Annotated in this window: 16 protein-coding genes, 1 other RNA gene and 2 pseudogenes; 12 read left to right on the plus strand and 7 right to left on the minus strand. The window is 61.1% G+C overall.

Annotation, left to right across the window (positions count from 1 at the left end; genetic code table 11):
- Positions 1-4: 4 nt before the first annotated feature.
- The 7 genes from CF70_RS15605 to CF70_RS15635 all read left to right on the plus strand — a co-directional run bounded on the left by CF70_RS15605 (position 5) and on the right by CF70_RS15635 (position 6,402).
- Positions 5-919, plus strand: coding sequence for a dihydrodipicolinate synthase family protein (locus CF70_RS15605; protein WP_035866307.1), 915 nt, complete (start codon positions 5-7; stop codon positions 917-919).
- A 79-nt stretch (positions 920-998) separates the two neighbouring features.
- Positions 999-1,757, plus strand: coding sequence for an ABC transporter ATP-binding protein (locus CF70_RS15610; protein ID WP_035866309.1), 759 nt, complete (start codon positions 999-1,001; stop codon positions 1,755-1,757).
- Positions 1,750-2,472: an ABC transporter ATP-binding protein gene (locus CF70_RS15615; protein WP_035866312.1), complete on the plus strand. Its 723-nt coding sequence runs from the start codon at positions 1,750-1,752 to the stop codon at positions 2,470-2,472. Before CF70_RS15610 ends, CF70_RS15615 begins: the two co-directional genes overlap by 8 nt.
- Positions 2,473-2,584: 112 nt before the next feature.
- The gene (locus tag CF70_RS15620) at positions 2,585-3,778 is read left to right on the plus strand and encodes an ABC transporter substrate-binding protein (protein WP_035866316.1); all 1,194 of its coding nucleotides are present in this window, start codon (positions 2,585-2,587) and stop codon (positions 3,776-3,778) included.
- Positions 3,779-3,850: 72 nt separating this feature from the next.
- Positions 3,851-4,753 (plus strand): branched-chain amino acid ABC transporter permease, encoded by a 903-nt coding sequence (locus CF70_RS15625; protein WP_035866319.1) that lies wholly within the window; start codon positions 3,851-3,853, stop codon positions 4,751-4,753.
- 1 nt (position 4,754) lies between these two features.
- Positions 4,755-5,786, plus strand: coding sequence for a branched-chain amino acid ABC transporter permease (locus CF70_RS15630; RefSeq protein ID WP_235185064.1), 1,032 nt, complete (start codon positions 4,755-4,757; stop codon positions 5,784-5,786).
- Entirely contained in the window at positions 5,740-6,402 is a 663-nt protein-coding gene (locus CF70_RS15635; RefSeq protein WP_035866360.1) for a GntR family transcriptional regulator, read from the plus strand. Before CF70_RS15630 ends, CF70_RS15635 begins: the two co-directional genes overlap by 47 nt.
- 173 nt (positions 6,403-6,575) lie before the next feature.
- On the opposite strand, the pseudogene CF70_RS36050 reads toward CF70_RS15635, so the two are convergent.
- Both CF70_RS36050 and CF70_RS38685 read right to left on the minus strand, forming a co-directional pair.
- Positions 6,576-7,590, minus strand: a pseudogene (locus CF70_RS36050) (IS630 family transposase).
- Positions 7,591-7,699: 109 nt separating this feature from the next.
- Positions 7,700-8,317 (minus strand): TetR/AcrR family transcriptional regulator, encoded by a 618-nt coding sequence (locus CF70_RS38685; RefSeq protein WP_035866321.1) that lies wholly within the window; start codon positions 8,315-8,317, stop codon positions 7,700-7,702.
- A gap of 147 nt (positions 8,318-8,464) precedes the next feature.
- Here CF70_RS38685 and CF70_RS15655 point away from each other — a divergent pair, with 147 nt between their 5' ends.
- The 3 genes and pseudogenes from CF70_RS15655 to CF70_RS34930 form a co-directional block, all read left to right on the plus strand.
- Positions 8,465-9,514, plus strand: a complete 1,050-nt coding sequence (locus tag CF70_RS15655) for an SDR family oxidoreductase (RefSeq protein ID WP_035866324.1) — start codon at positions 8,465-8,467, stop codon at positions 9,512-9,514.
- A 62-nt stretch (positions 9,515-9,576) separates the two neighbouring features.
- Positions 9,577-10,833: an alpha/beta hydrolase gene (locus tag CF70_RS15660; protein ID WP_035866328.1), complete on the plus strand. Its 1,257-nt coding sequence runs from the start codon at positions 9,577-9,579 to the stop codon at positions 10,831-10,833.
- 80 nt (positions 10,834-10,913) lie between these two features.
- Positions 10,914-11,285 (plus strand): annotated as a pseudogene (locus tag CF70_RS34930) (cellulose synthase); the annotation flags it as partial.
- Between the two features lie 46 nt (positions 11,286-11,331).
- Here the strand turns inward: CF70_RS34930 and CF70_RS36965 are convergent.
- On the minus strand, positions 11,332-11,571 hold the full coding sequence (locus CF70_RS36965) for a hypothetical protein (protein WP_200876760.1): 240 nt from the start codon (positions 11,569-11,571) through the stop codon (positions 11,332-11,334).
- Here CF70_RS36965 and CF70_RS15670 point away from each other — a divergent pair.
- Complete coding sequence (locus CF70_RS15670; protein ID WP_235185065.1) at positions 11,566-12,165, plus strand: group II intron maturase-specific domain-containing protein; 600 nt, start codon at positions 11,566-11,568, stop codon at positions 12,163-12,165. The two genes, CF70_RS36965 and CF70_RS15670, sit on opposite strands and share 6 nt — an antisense overlap.
- A 399-nt stretch (positions 12,166-12,564) precedes the next feature.
- A complete protein-coding gene (locus CF70_RS38970; protein ID WP_152561827.1) occupies positions 12,565-12,744 on the plus strand; it encodes an IS1096 element passenger TnpR family protein in 180 nt (59 codons plus the stop codon).
- On the opposite strand, the gene ssrA is transcribed toward CF70_RS38970, so the two are convergent.
- The 4 genes from ssrA to CF70_RS15690 form a co-directional block, all read right to left on the minus strand.
- Positions 12,710-13,069: a transfer-messenger RNA gene (gene ssrA, locus CF70_RS34220) on the minus strand. The genes CF70_RS38970 and ssrA overlap by 35 nt on opposite strands.
- A 375-nt stretch (positions 13,070-13,444) precedes the next feature.
- Positions 13,445-13,687, minus strand: coding sequence for an H-NS family nucleoid-associated regulatory protein (locus tag CF70_RS15680; protein WP_051648528.1), 243 nt, complete (start codon positions 13,685-13,687; stop codon positions 13,445-13,447).
- A gap of 95 nt (positions 13,688-13,782) precedes the next feature.
- The gene (locus CF70_RS15685; protein ID WP_035866335.1) at positions 13,783-14,205 is read right to left on the minus strand and encodes a DUF2442 domain-containing protein; all 423 of its coding nucleotides are present in this window, start codon (positions 14,203-14,205) and stop codon (positions 13,783-13,785) included.
- Positions 14,189-14,440 (minus strand): DUF4160 domain-containing protein, encoded by a 252-nt coding sequence (locus tag CF70_RS15690; protein WP_035866338.1) that lies wholly within the window; start codon positions 14,438-14,440, stop codon positions 14,189-14,191. The genes CF70_RS15685 and CF70_RS15690 overlap by 17 nt, the downstream gene beginning before the upstream one ends.
- Positions 14,441-14,663: the final 223 nt, after the last annotated feature.

Genomic DNA, 14,663 nt, shown 5'->3' on the forward strand with positions numbered 1-14,663 from the left:
TCTCATGAGCAATCCACGCTGGCAAGGCGTTTTCCCGGCCATCACCACCAAGTTCCACGCGGACGAAAGCCTTGACGCGGCCGGTACCGCGCAGCACATCGAGTTCCTCATCCAGAACGGGGTTCATGGCCTCGTCACCTGCGGTTCGCTGGGCGAAGCCAGCACGCTGAGCCTGGAAGAAAAGCTCCAGGTAGCGGACATCGCCGTCAGGACCAGCAATGGCCGCGCGCCGGTGCTGGCCAATGTGTCGGAGACAAGCACAAGGGACGCCCTGCGCTATGTGAAAGGCGCCGTCGAGTTGGGCGTGGATGGCTTCATGGTCATGCCGTCCGTCATCTATGTGGCCGACGCGCGCGAGGCCATGCAGAACGTGCGCACCATCGCCGAAGCCGCAAAAAAGCCCGTCATGGTCTACAACAACCCGGTGGCTTACCGCGTCGACCTGAAGCCGGAGCATATGGTGGAGCTGGCGGACTGCGAATGGATCGTCGCCATCAAAGAGAGTACGGACAACATCCGCCGCATCACCGACCTGCGCAACACGGTCGGCGACCGTTACCAGTTGTTCCTCGGCGTGGACGACCTGTCATACGAAGGCCTGGCGCTTGGCTGCGACGGCCTGCTGGCCGGCCTGGTTACCTCGTTCCCGCGCGAGACGGTAGCGCTCTATGATCTGGTCAAGGCCGGCAAATACGCCGAGGCCCTCAAGCTCTACCAGTGGTTCACGCCGCTGCTGCACCTCGATGTCTCGACCAAGCTGGTGCAGAACCTGAAGCTGGTGGAGACGCTGGTTGGCGTGGGCAATGAAAACGTCCGCCGCCCTCGCCTGCCGCTGGTCGGGGCCGAACGCGAGGCCATCGAACAGATCGTTGCCAAATCGCTGGCCACGCGCCCGGCGGCATATCGATCCGTCATCTGAAGCCCGCATGCCGCGGCGTCCCGTCCCGGCCAGTTTCCCTGCATCGCCCATCCGATCACTCGTTCATTCGACTATCCGCATGACCCAGGACATCATTCTCGAGACGAAGGCACTCACCAAGGAGTTCCGGGGCTTCGTTGCCGTGCGCAACGTGGATCTGAAAGTCAGACGCGGATCGATTCACGCGCTGATCGGCCCCAATGGCGCAGGGAAGACGACAGTATTCAACCTGCTCACCAAGTTCCACATCCCGACGCAGGGCCGCATCCTGTTCAACGGGGTGGACATCACGCAGGAGAGATCGTCGCAGACGGCGCGCCGCGGCATTGTGCGTTCCTTCCAGATATCGGCGGTGTTCCCGCAACTGACGGTACTGGAGAACGTCAAGGTAGCGCTGCAGCGCAAGCTCGGCGTCGATTACCACTTCTGGCGCTCCATCGGCACGCTTGGTGCGCTGGACACGCCCGCCCGCGCGCTGCTGGAGCAAGTGGCACTGGAGTCCTTTGCATCTGTGCTGGCGGCGGACCTGCCCTACGGCCGCAAGCGCACGCTGGAAATCGCCACCACCCTGGCACTGGACCCGGAGATGCTGCTGCTCGACGAGCCCACGCAGGGAATGGGGCATGAAGACGTCGACCGCATCAAGGACCTCATTAAGACGGTATCGGCCAACCGGACCATCCTGATGGTGGAACACAACATGAAGGTGGTAGCCGATATCAGCGACACCATCACCGTATTGCAACGTGGCGAGATCCTTGCCGAAGGCCCCTACGCCACGGTCTCGGTCGATCCGGCGGTGCGCGAAGCCTATATGGGGACCGAAGACTATGCATGACCACGCCCGCTCCGTGCAGCCGATGCTGTCGATCAGCAGCCTTCACGCCTGGTACGGCGAGTCCCACGTACTGCAGGGCATCAACCTGGAAGTGATGCCCGGCGAATGCGTGACCCTGCTGGGCCGCAACGGCGCAGGCCGCACCAGCACGTTGCGGGCCATCATGGGCCTGGTGGGCCGGCGCACCGGCTCGATCCAGCTAGCGGGCAAGGAAATCATCGGCTTGCCGCCGCATAAGGTGGCGCACCTGGGAGTCGGCTACTGCCCGGAGGAGCGCGGCATCTATGCCTCGCTCAGCGCCGAGGAAAACCTGACCCTGCTGCCCAAGGTTGGCAGCGCCGGCATGTCTGTCGACCAGATCTACTGCATGTTCCCGAACCTGAAGGATCGCGCCGGCAGCCCCGGCACGCGGCTCTCGGGCGGCGAGCAGCAGATGCTGGCGATGGGCCGCATCTTGCGTACCGGCGCCAACCTGCTGCTGCTCGATGAGATCACCGAAGGCCTGGCCCCGGTCATTGTGCAAAAACTGGGAGAGGTGATCCGCGAGTTGAAGGCGCGCGGCTTCACGCTGGTTCTGGTGGAACAGAACTTCCGCTTTGCCAGGCACCTGGCGGACCGCCACTACGTGATCGAGCACGGCGAGGTGGTGGAGGTAATCGAGTGCGCGGAGGTGGAGGCCAAGCAGGATCGCCTCAATGCGTTGCTGGGCATCTAGTGGCCACATCCCGATCGCATCCGCTATCGACCTGCATCCGGTTGGCATTCAGTTGGTGTTCATAAAGTACGGCAGATCGCTTTTTCACGAGTCCCCTAATGGAGTCACAGTCATGAAATTCAAAGAATTCGCGGCGGCCGTGACCGCTTGCCTTGCCTGCACCGCGCATGCCCAGGTCAGCGACGACACGGTCAAGATCGGCGTGCTCAACGATCTCTCCGGCGTGTACTCGGACCTCTCCGGGCAAGGTTCCGTGATTGCTGCGCGGCTGGCGGTGGAAGAGGTGGGCGGCAAGGTGCTGGGCAAGCCCGTGGAAGTGATATTCGCCGACCACCAGAACAAGCCGGACGTGGCGGCCAACCTGGCCCGCAGCTGGTTCGACCAGGGCAAGGTGGACATGGTGACGGACTTCCCCACGGCCTCGACGGCGCTGGCGGTGATGGAGATCGCCAGGCAGAAAAACCGGATCACCATGCCGTCGTCCGGCTTGGCCACCGCGATCCTGGGCGAGAAATGCTCGCCCCTGAACGCGCAGTGGACCGCCAACACCTATGCACTGGCTGCCGGCACCGCCCGGGCGCTGGTCAAGGAAGGCAAGAAGACCTGGTATTTCATCACCGCGGACTACACCTTCGGCCAATCGCTCGAACGCGATGCTACGCAGGTCATCAATGCCGACGGCGGCAAGGTGCTAGGCATGTCGCGCCACCCCTTCCCGGGCAACGACTTCTCTTCGTTCCTGCTGAAGGCGCAGGCGTCCAAGGCAGACGTGATCGCCCTGGCCAATGCCGGCAACGACACGGTCAACGCCATCAAGCAGGCGAACGAATATGGCATCACCCGCAAGCAGATTGTGGCGCCGCTGCTGACGTATATCTCTGACATCCATAGCATCGGCCTGGAGAAGGCGCAGAACATGTACCTCACCGAGGCCTTCTACTGGGACTACGACGAGCCGTCGCGCGTCTGGTCGAGGAAGTTCTTCGAGAAGGCCAAGCGCATGCCCACCGCGGCCCAGGCCGGCGTGTACTCCGCGACGCTCAGCTACCTGAAGGCCGTGCAGGCCGCCGGCACCGACGAAGCCAAGGCGGTGATGGCGCAGCTGCGCAAGATGACCATCAACGATGCGGTGATCCGCAACGGCAAGCTGCGCGAGGACGGTGCGCTGGTGCACGACATGCTGCTGTTGCAGGTCAAGCGGCCGGCGGAGTCCAAGGCAGCGTGGGACTATTACAAGGTCAAGGCTGTGCTGAAGGGCCCCGACGTGTTCCCGCCGGTCAACCCGGCCTGCCCGATTACCAAGTAGGCCAAGCGCGTCATCCGGCCCTGGCCCCGTACGGGCTGGCTGGCCACTTGCCTACCCTTCCCTGCACATACCATGTCCGATATCACTTCGCAGGCCTTGCTGGCTCAGTTGCTGGTCGGCCTGATCAACGGCTGCTTCTACGCCATGCTGAGCATGGGCCTGGCCATCATCTTCGGCCTGCTCAATATCATCAACTTCGCGCATGGCGCGCAATTCATGGTTGCGGCGTTCCTCACGTGGATGGGTTTCACCCAGCTCCCCGCCTTGCTGGGCACCGAGTTCAGGATCAACTTCTGGCTGGCGCTGGTGCTGGCGCCAATCCTGGTGGGTGCCGTCAGCATCTTGCTGGAAAAGACCCTGCTCAAGCGCCTTTACCATATTGACCACCTCTACGGGCTGCTGCTCACCTTCGGCGTCTCTCTGATGCTGGAGGGATTGTTCCGGCACTTCTACGGGATATCCGGCGCCAGCTACGATCCGCCGCCCCTGCTGCAAGGCGGCGTGGATCTGGGCTTCATGTACCTGCCGGTCTACCGCGCCTTCGTCGTGGTGTTTTCCCTGGCGATCTGTGCCGGTACCTGGTACCTGTTCGAGCGGACCAAGCTGGGGGCGCTGCTGCGCGCCGGCACGGAGAACCCCAAGCTGCTGCAAGCCTTTGGCGTCAACATCCCGCTGATGATCACGCTGACGTACGGCTTTGGCGTAGCGCTGGCGGGGGTGGCCGGCGTCATGGCGGCGCCAACCATGCAGATCAATCCGCTGATGGGATCGAACCTGCTCAACATCGTCTTTGCCGTGGTGGTGATCGGCGGCCTGGGTTCCATACTGGGCGCCATCCTGACCGGCCTGGGCCTTGGCCTGATCGAGGGCCTGACCAAGCTGCTCTACCCGGAAGCGTCCACCGTGGTGGTGTTCGTCATCATGGCCCTGGTGCTGCTCACGCGTCCCGCCGGCCTGTTCGGCAAGGAGAACTAAGGTGAACAAGCTATATACGCTGAATAATGCGAAGGCTGTCCCGCTGTCCATCCGCATCCTGCTGGTGCTGCTGGTGCCCGCCCTGCTCGCCCCTGCCTTCCCGGACATCGTCTACCCGGTATTCATCATGAAGGTGCTTTGCTTCGGACTGTTCGCGCTCGCCTACAACCTGCTGATCGGGTTTACCGGCCTGACCTCCTTCGGGCATGCGGCGTTCTTCGGCTGGTCCGGCTACACCACCGGGATCCTGATGATCCGCCTGGCCGACAAGGGATTCCCGGTGGAGCTGGCGATCCTGGCCGGCGTGCTGGTGGCCACGGCCATCGGGTACATCATCGGCAGCCTGGCGATCCGCCGCACGGGCATTTACTTCTCGATGATTACGCTGGCGCTGTCGCAAGTCGCGTACTTCCTGGCCGTGCAGATTTCCTGGACGGGCGGCGAGGACGGCATGCAGGGCATTCCGCGCGGCAGGCTGCTGGGATTCATCGACCTGGCGTCAGACAACCACATGTATTATTTCACCCTGGCTGTCTTCGTGCTGGGCTTTCTGGCGATCCATCGTATCGTCAATTCGCCGTTTGGCCAGGTACTCAAGGCGCTGAGGGACAATGCGCCCCGCGCTGTCTCGCTGGGGTACGACACGGACCGGTGCAAGCTCTATGCTTTCATGCTGTCCGCCGCGCTCGCCGGGCTGGCGGGCTCCATCAAGGCGCTGGTGCTGCAGCTCGCATCGCTTAACGACGTCATGCTGTCGACCTCGACCGAGGTACTGCTGATGACCTTGCTGGGCGGCCTGGGCACGGCATGGGGGCCGGTGGTCGGCGCTGCCCTGGTGGTCAGCCTGCAGAACTACCTCGCCGCGCTGGGCGGCGTGGTGACCATTATCATCGGATTCACTTTTGTTGTATGCGTGTCGTTCTTCCGGCTGGGCATCGTGGGAGAACTGCAGGCATGGCTGGAACATCGTCAAACCAAGAGAGACAATGCATCATCCTTCCCGACCATCCGTAGCAAAGCGCCGGGCCGCTGACGTTGCATACGACGCCATTGAAGCGCTGATCTGCACCTTGCGGCTGACGCCGGGCAGTCCGGTCAACGAGGCCGAACTGGCCGAGCTCACTGAGATGGGTCGCACGCCAGTTCGCGAGGCGCTGCTGCGCATGGTGTCCATCGGACTGATCGTGCAGCAGCCGCGGCGCGGCTTGCTGGTATCCAATATCGACCTGGCGGATCATCTCGATGTGATCCAGACTCGCCGCGTGCTGGAGCACGTCATCGCGGCATGCGCCGCGCGGCGGGCCAGCGCGCAGGAGCGCAAGGCCATCCTGGCCTGCGCGGAGCGGATGGAAAAAGCGGCGGTGCGTGGCAGGCTCGACGCCTATATGGAAGCGGACCGCGAACTGGACGAAGTCACCCACTATGCCGCCCGCAACCATTCGGCAGTCAAAGCGGTCACCCCGCTGATCGTGCAATGCAGGCGGTTCTGGTACGCGTACCAGCACGAAGGCGAGATCAAGGAAGGCGCCCGCTTCCATATGGAACTCGCCCGGGGTATTGCCACCGGCGACGAAACGGCCGCCCTTGCGGGGGCCGATGCGCTGCTGGATTACCTGGAGCAGTTTGCGCGCCGGGTCATCGACAACTGAGCGGCGCGGGGTTCTGTCGCGATGGAACATGGGACAGGCAGAAACCGTGGAGAATTGCGCAGTTCATACCGCCAGGGAATAAATTGCTGCGCTGCGGAATCAACTCCTATTGAGGCACTGCGCTTGCCCCTTGGCAATCATTTGCATGAGTTCAACGCCTCCCGGGCAAACGCTTATTGAGGCTTGCATAAATGATGACATCGCCACAACTCGGCCTGCTTCCAGCACGCGGCAATGATGTTGTCGCGTTGCTGTGCGCTGCGCAGCCGATTGCGGGCGGTCGTTTTGAGTTCGGCGAGCGAGTGTGGGCAGAAGTTGGCAAGGGCATGCCGCTTGAGCCAGGCCCAGAGATATTCCACCGGGTTCAGGTCCGGGCTGTAGGGCGGAACAAAGGCCATCTGCACCGCACCATCAGTGCTATCGAGGTAGTCGCGCACGATGCGACTCTTGTTCTGCGCGGCGCCGTCCCAGATGATCATCAGGCGGCGCTTGAGGTGCGCGCGCAGTGCCTTGAGGAACTCCACGATCTGTGCACCCTTGATTGCGCCGTCGTAAAGGCGGAACAGGCAGTTGTGATAACTCAGGCCCGCGATGGCCGAGACATGTTTCCAGTTGAAATGAAACTGGATGACTGGCGTTTAACCTTTCGGCGCCCAGGTGCGCACGCGCGTGGGGCGCTCCGATAGCCCGGACTCGTCAATGAAGACGATCAGCCGTTGCTCCCGTGTACACTTTTTTGAGCGCGGGCCAGGTTTTTTGCTTCCACGCCAGCACCGCGTCCTCGTCGCGTTCGATAGCGCGTCGGTCTGGGCGTTGGAGCGAGAAGCCGAGCGAGTCCAGAATGCGCCAGACATGGGCCTCGTTGTATGACACCGCGAAGCGTTGCTCGATGAGTAGACGCACCCGTTTGAGCGTCCACAGTTCGGTGCCAAAGCCATGCTCGGTGGGGCGCTGCAGCAAGGCACGACACAACTGCTCACGCTGGGCATCGTCGAGCAACGACGGCTGTCCACGGGCCATGGTGCGCGGCGCATCGATGCCGCCTTCGTCCAGTCGCGCCTTCCATGTGTACACCGTCTGCCGCGCCACGCCCACCGCAGCCGCAACTTCCGCGACCGGCTTGTTCGCTAACAACATCCGTCCAGCGCGAACCCGCTTTCTGGTCGCTTCGTCCATCTTCCCAGCCATGCAATCGACTCCCGATCAACGCCTTGATCAGATAGCGCGTCAGACTCCAATCGGTTGTCATGATTTATACAATTCTCAATAGTGCGAACACATTTCTCGATTTTTGAGACTATTTCGCACTTGCGATCAATCCACGTAGGAACACCATGATCAGCCGCCCCGACGGATCCAGGCGATCGGTGGTCCTTTGCAGCGCTAGCCCATGCGAAAGTGCCATGAAGGCAGCAGCCAGTTCGTCCGGAGTGGCAGGAGCCGAGCGCCCGAGCTTTTCAAACAATAGGCCGATTACGCCACCGATCTCGGACCGGTGTTTGCCCCATACCTTCTGGTACTCAGCAGCGAACGTCGGGCTGCGTTTGGCATGCAACTGCAGTTCGATGGAAAGCATGCACCAGTCAGCATCTTGATTGAGTGTGGAAGCCCAGGCCTCCAGTTCGGCCAGCATTTGCTCGAGCTGTTGCGCGTTGTTGCCCATGACCGTGGATAGCTGCAGCGCTTCTGCTTCCATGTGCCGTCGCAGCAACTCTAGCAGGATGTCCTCCTTGCTCGAGAAGTTTGAATAAAAAGCGCCTTGGGAATAGCCCGCCTTGTTCGCGATGTCACGGATCGATGCACCTCCATACCCGTTTGACACGAACAAGTGCTGTGCAGCGTTGATCAGACGCTCGCGAGTTTGCGCCTGGCTTTCCTCGCGGGTCAGGCGCCTTCTTTCTATCGTAGTGCTCATGCCCTAAAAGATTTCACATGAAATTTGGATGTCGACCGTCGGGCGGGGCGCCTGGACGAAAGTCAAACACCATTTCAGATGTCACTTGATATTTCAAAATGCCGCATGTATATTGAAAAGTCATATGAATTTTGAAATTCAATCGATATGAAAAAACGCAACAGCCCAAGGTCCGCGTTCGTCACCGGCGCCACAGGCCTTCTCGGCAACAACCTTGTGCGTGAGCTGGTTGCACGCGGTGTCTCCGTCAAGGCCCTCGCCCGCTCGGAGACCAAAGGTATGCAACAGTTCTCGGGAGTGAAAGGCGTTGAACTGGTGCTAGGCGACATGGCGGATGTACCCGCTTTCTCCAGAGCGCTGCAAGGATGTGACGTGGTGTTCCACACCGCCGCCTTCTTTCGAGACAACTTCAAGGGTGGCAGCCACTGGGAAGAGCTCAAACGCATCAATGTGGATGGCACGCAGCAGCTTATCGAGCGGGCATACGACGCCGGCATCCGGCGCTTCGTTCAGACCTCATCCATCGCGGTGCTGAATGGCGAGCCGGGCATGCCCATCGACGAGACCTGCCTGCGTGACCTGGCAGATGCTGACGACGACTATTACCGAAGCAAGATACTGGCCGATCAAGTCGTATCGGCCTTTCTTGAAACGCATCCGGACATGCATGCGAGCTTTGTCTTGCCTGGGTGGATGTGGGGGCCTGCCGATATCGGCCCTACCTCGTCAGGACAATTTGTCAACGATGTGGTGCTTGGAAAATTGCCAGGGTTGCTGCCAGGGAGCTTCTCGGTTGTCGATGCTCGTGACGTAGCGAGGGCGCAGATTTCAACTGCAGAGCGCGGCCAGCGCGGCGAACGCTATCTGGCTGCCGGCCGCCACATGACTATGCAGGAATTGGTTCCCTTGGTGGGGAAGATCGCGGGCATCAAGACGCCGACAAGGAACTTGCCTTTCCTGCTTCTGTATTTCCTGGCGGCAGCACAGGAGCTCTACGCGAGGATGAGCGGCAAACCCATCTTGCTCAGCTTGGCGACGGTGAGGCTGATGCGCAAGGAGGCGGGACGTAGTCATTTCATTCACACAAAGAGCGAGCAGAAACTTCAACTGAAATTTCGCCCCATCGAGCAAACCGTTGCCGATACGGTCGCTTGGTATCGCCGCAATGGCTGGCTACCCAGTGCGTCGCCCCAATAACGCCAGGTAGACCTCTTCATCGCCGTAGTTCTGGGGGGGCCGAACCCCAAAAAGGAAAGACTATGACGGACAAATTGATCTTGAAACTCTTGACGCTCCTTGGAGCCGTCCTTCTTGTTGCGGTTGTGCCGCGCGAATCCGCTGCGCAGGGCATCCCCTCAGTCAGGGCCGCGGACAGCATGGCCGAGTTCTGCAGGAAAGGACAGGCTGAGTACCCGGGAGGCATCGCTCGCATGCATCCTTCGTTCAAGTTCAACATCTGTTGGTGGCTCGAGGATGCCGGCATAGAGCCAAGCACATTCGATGACGTCGTTGGAACTCTGCCGGAACATGTGGGACCGTTGGAGCCGACCTGGCAAGCGACTTTTAGCAAGGCCGCTCAGATGCATCTGGAACAAGCTCACGTGGCCGAGGAGCGGGGCGACAATGCGTCCGCATCGGCCGCTTACAAAAAGGCCGCTTTCTATCTGCGGATGAATCGGTTACCCAAGCAGATCCCCGCTGCAGATCTGCAGGCGACCGAACGAGCCTACGCGGTCTTGGGAAAACCGCTCCAGCGAATCAAATTCAAGGCCGGCGAAAAAGAATTCGTTGGCTACTTCCGTGCACTGTCAACGCGAAGCGGCAGCAATGAGAAGCCGCCGGTGCTGGTCATTCTCGGCGGCCTCGACAACCTGAAGACGGAGATGATCCGGCACAGCGACTACTTCATGGGCCGCGGGTTTGCAACCCTCATTGTGGAAAATCCAGACACCGGGGAGAATCAATTGGGATTCCGTCCGGAGTCCTCTACGATGCTTGACACGATTGCGGACTACATCAAGACTCGCAGCGACCTGGACACAAGCCGAGTGACCGTGTACGGCTGGAGCATGGGGGGCTATTTGGGAACACTTGGCGGGCTGCGAAACGACTTCTACCAAGCGATTGTCAATATAGGTGGCCCCAGCGATTCGAGCTTCGGACAAGAGCATTGCGAGAAAGCGCCTGCATGGATCGTCGCTCCCTACACTGTATTTGCCAACATGAATCCGCTGACGACACCTCGTCAGGCGATGTGCGAATACTACGAAGCGTTCCAACTCTCACGTCAATTGAAGATGCCAACCGCGGCGCAGTTGCGCAAACCCATTCTCATGGTGAACGGCGCCCGCGAAGATCTCGTATCCAGAGATGAGCCTACATCTCTTGCCGCTCTTGGCTTCAATGTGACGCAACTGGTCTTTGGGGATGATGGCCACACGGCGGAGTCGAACATGCGAGAGCACTTCGAGTTCACCGCGAACTGGCTCATGCGACGGCTAAAAATCAGCAATTGATTTGGCCGCTGACAACAAATCGATTAATTCTCGTCCCGCACAATGGACAGAGAAATTATCCCGATGCGCCGCTGTCGAGCTTGAGCGTGGGCCTGTCCGCCGAAGGGCTGCCCGAATACATCAGCCAGCGCAGCCGCTGGGGCCTGGGCACGATCCAGGTCGCGCTCACGGCCGACGGTCCGCTGCGCGGCCGCGGCTATACGCTGGGCCAGCGCCTTCACTACGTGCACGGACTGCTTCACTGGTTAAGCCGTCCTTTCACGCTGATGCTGCTGGCCGGGCCATTGCTGTACTGGTACTTCGACGTCCCGACCCTGTATGGCGAACCGATGCGGTTCCTTGCCTACGGTGTGCCCGCGCTGCAGATGTACTGGGCCTACAGCATTTGGGTGACGGACTCGCGCGCGCTGCCGATCTTTACCGAAGTCACGCAGATCGTGTCCGCGCTGGCGGACCCCCAACTTCCTGCTTGGGGGGCGCTCTGCGGAGCGCCTTTTTCTATTTCGGCCAGCGCTGCGACACGCCCAGATAGCCGCCAATCGCCTTCGCCACGCCACCGGCGAGCGCTTCCACGCCGACACCGGCGGCGCCCTCGATCGCCTTGCCCGCCAGCCTGCCCATCCACGACTGCGGCTTGCCTGCCATTCCCGTCCCCTTCGCCCTCGCCGCGTCCAGGTCGGCTTGCAATCCGGCGAGATCCACTTCCTTGAGCCCCAGCGCCAGGAGCTGCTGGTGCAAAGCGTACGGTTCTGCCGCTACGCTGATGACGGGGTGGTCCATTGCAAGAGCTTGGCCCAGGCCAAGCTGGCGTTAGACAGGATCGGTAAGCGGTTCGGCGAATGCGGGCTCGAATTGCACCCGGGCAAGACAAGGATCGTCTACTGCCGGGACGTCAATCGGCGGGAACCACATCCTGATGTCCAGTTCACCTTCCTGGCGTACACATTCCGGCCGCGCAAAGCGGTGGACAAGTATCAGCGGATCTATGTGAACTTCGCACCGGCGGTCAGCCGTGACGCCCTCAAGGCGATGCGGCAGACTATTCGGGGATGGCATCTGCAACTGATGTGCGACCGTGAATTGGGCGATCTGGCGGCAAGGTTCAATCCGATTCTGAGGGGGTGGCAGCAGTACTACGGCCGCTTCCATGGCTCGGCGATGTCGGTGATCTGGAAACACATGAATGACTACTTGGTACGCTGGATGATGCGCAAGTACAAGCCTCTCGCTCGCCGTAAAACGCGGGCGAGACACGCCCTCGGGCGGCTTGCGCGTCGATTCCCCACTGCCTTTGTGCATTGGAGAATGGGATGTCTACCTGCGGTTGGATGATGGGAGCCGGATGAGTCGAGAGGCTCACGTCCGGTTCTGCGAGAGGCTGGGGGTGAAACTCCCCCTGCCTACTCACCCAGTAAAGCAGTCCGCGGCCTGCAGGTGGGCCAGGGTCAGGCCGTGCTGGGCCATCTGGATGCGGATCCAGGTGATGGCTTCGGCGCACTCGATTTCGATCGACTTCATTTTAGGTGCACAAATTTGAGGAAGCTGCGGAGCAGGATCCTGCGTTGTCGTCTCAAAGACCGTTCGGCCTCAACATTGTTCCGGCGAATCGCTGGTATATTTGGCATATATGTCATTTCCGGCTTTATCCTGGCACGCCCCCTGCCACGCCAGTGCTCGATCTCCTACCGTCACGCTATGCACTGGAAACAAGAGGACCCCGTTTAGCAGCGCGTGCTCAGTCCAGCGCACATCACGCTCGGGCAACTTCACCATGTCGTACAGATGGTCGCGGGCTGGACGGACGAACATCTGCACCAGTTCACTTTGCCCCCGAGCAGATCAGCGCTTAACCACGCGCAAGGTGCCAGCGCCAACATGAACAAGGGCCCCCGAAGGAGCCCCTGTCAGTAACTTTTCTGTTTCGAGGTCAGTTACAACCCAAGGCGGCAATTAAGCGGCCAATGCGAACTTTTCGTCGTTAGCATTTACTTCGATTTAGTTTTAACGTCTTCTCTGACGAGTTGCCTCACGACCCTATCTCCCCCTGTCGAAACCAGGTCAGGCCCATCAGAAGCACACTACCCGTGCAATGTGCTTCTGGTGGACCTGGGCGGAATCGAACCGCCGTCCAGAGGGCCTTCAAGAAGAAGGTTCACAACCATTATCGGGAACCTTGCGGCACCCGACCGTGTAAATTCTACGCCACCTGCCGGTGGCGTCAAGGCAGTTCGCGGGCGGCTCTACAACGACCCGAAATTCGTATAGCGAAGCCCTGCAAACCGCTCGCCGCAAAAGCCCGCGTGTCTGATTCAGCAAGACTGGCCAACCCTCGCCAAGCGCCACGGCGTTGAGGTCCATCCCGCAGACGTCACCATCGGCCTCTGGGATTCACCCCTCGAACGCGTGGAAGGCAATCCGCCGGCCGGGCGACTTGGGCTGTCGCTGTTGCGCGGAATGCGCGAGAAAACCGCGAGACAGATCGAGATCGCCCGCGCGGTCATTCGAAGCCATCAAGGATCTGTCTCGTCGCTGCGAGCTCGATTGACACGACCTTCAAGAGTGATGGCCGGGATTCGTCAAAAATCCGCCGCACCTCCGGCTAACCGTTTGATTACAAATCGGAACGCCCCATCACGGCACGCCCCGTGACTCCCGTGGTGGGCACCCGGAAATGTTCCACCATCTGGCCGGCGTGGATTGCCCGCTGCAGCCAGTCCGGCATGGCGCCGCGGCCGTCCCAGCCCTGCCCGTGCGCGTTGCGGTAGCGCACCGACCCAGGTGATGGCGCCGGGGGCGTCTCGGTAAAGCAGCCAGCGGCCTGCAGGTCGGCCAGAGTCAGGCCGTGCTGGGCCATCCCTCAAGCAGAGTCGATCCATCTGCACGGCAGTCACACCAGCCAGGGAGTGCCGTACTCTGGCCAGCTCATCGTGACTTGCTGATGTCTGGTGCTCAGGTCGCGGCCGGGATCTTCTTGGGGCGACCTCCGAGCTTGCCGTTCTGGCGCGCGGCCGCCACCTTGGCGGCACTGGCGCTGGCGCCGCCGCGTTTGCCCATCTGGGCCGCCATCCAGCGTTTGGAGCCCAGAAAACCTTCGAGCAGCGCCGGCAGATAGAGGTCCGCGTCGATGCGCGGGAAATGAATGCCCAGCCCTGACGGGCTGATTTCGGCATCTGCCAGGTCGGCCGGATGTGCATGCTCGAGGCCTTGCGCCGCCCTTGGGGGAAAGGCGAGCTCGAGCCCCGAGGCCAGCGCGATCACCACACGCCCCACCCGGCGGTCGTACTTCACCGACACAACCACCGGCACGGCGGCCTTCTTCTCGGCGCCGCGCGCGTTGGCCGCAGTGATCTCGGCATCAGTAAGGGAGGCCATGGATACTTCTCCATTCGCTGCACAGGGCAGCCAGGTGGGTGGTCAGGCCATCGACGATCCGGCCCAGGTCCTTCGCGCCGAACCCGTAGTTCTCGCGCAGCTCAGGCGGTCCGCCCGGGCAGTGCAGGTTAAACACCGCCTCGCAGCCCTTGCCCATCACATGCACGTGCGCCGGCCTGTGATCGTTCGGATAGATGGCAACGCGCAGGCCAAAGAGCGAGAAGACTGTCGGCATGAATTATTATAGCAAACCTAATCGTTTGGGTTATCTAGTTCGCCGAATCATACAAGGTTCCCATATGGTGTGGAATGGGCGCTGCTTGTTGGACCCGGCAAGCTGATTGACGCGCACTTCCCGGCACGGGTTCGCGTAGTACACGGATCGCCGAAATTCGCGGCGCGCCCCGCTATTCCCACAATGAGCACCCGGAAATGATCCACGGTCTGCCCGGCATTGA

This window comes from Cupriavidus sp. SK-3 (assembly GCF_000611145.1).
Taxonomy (GTDB): domain Bacteria; phylum Pseudomonadota; class Gammaproteobacteria; order Burkholderiales; family Burkholderiaceae; genus Cupriavidus.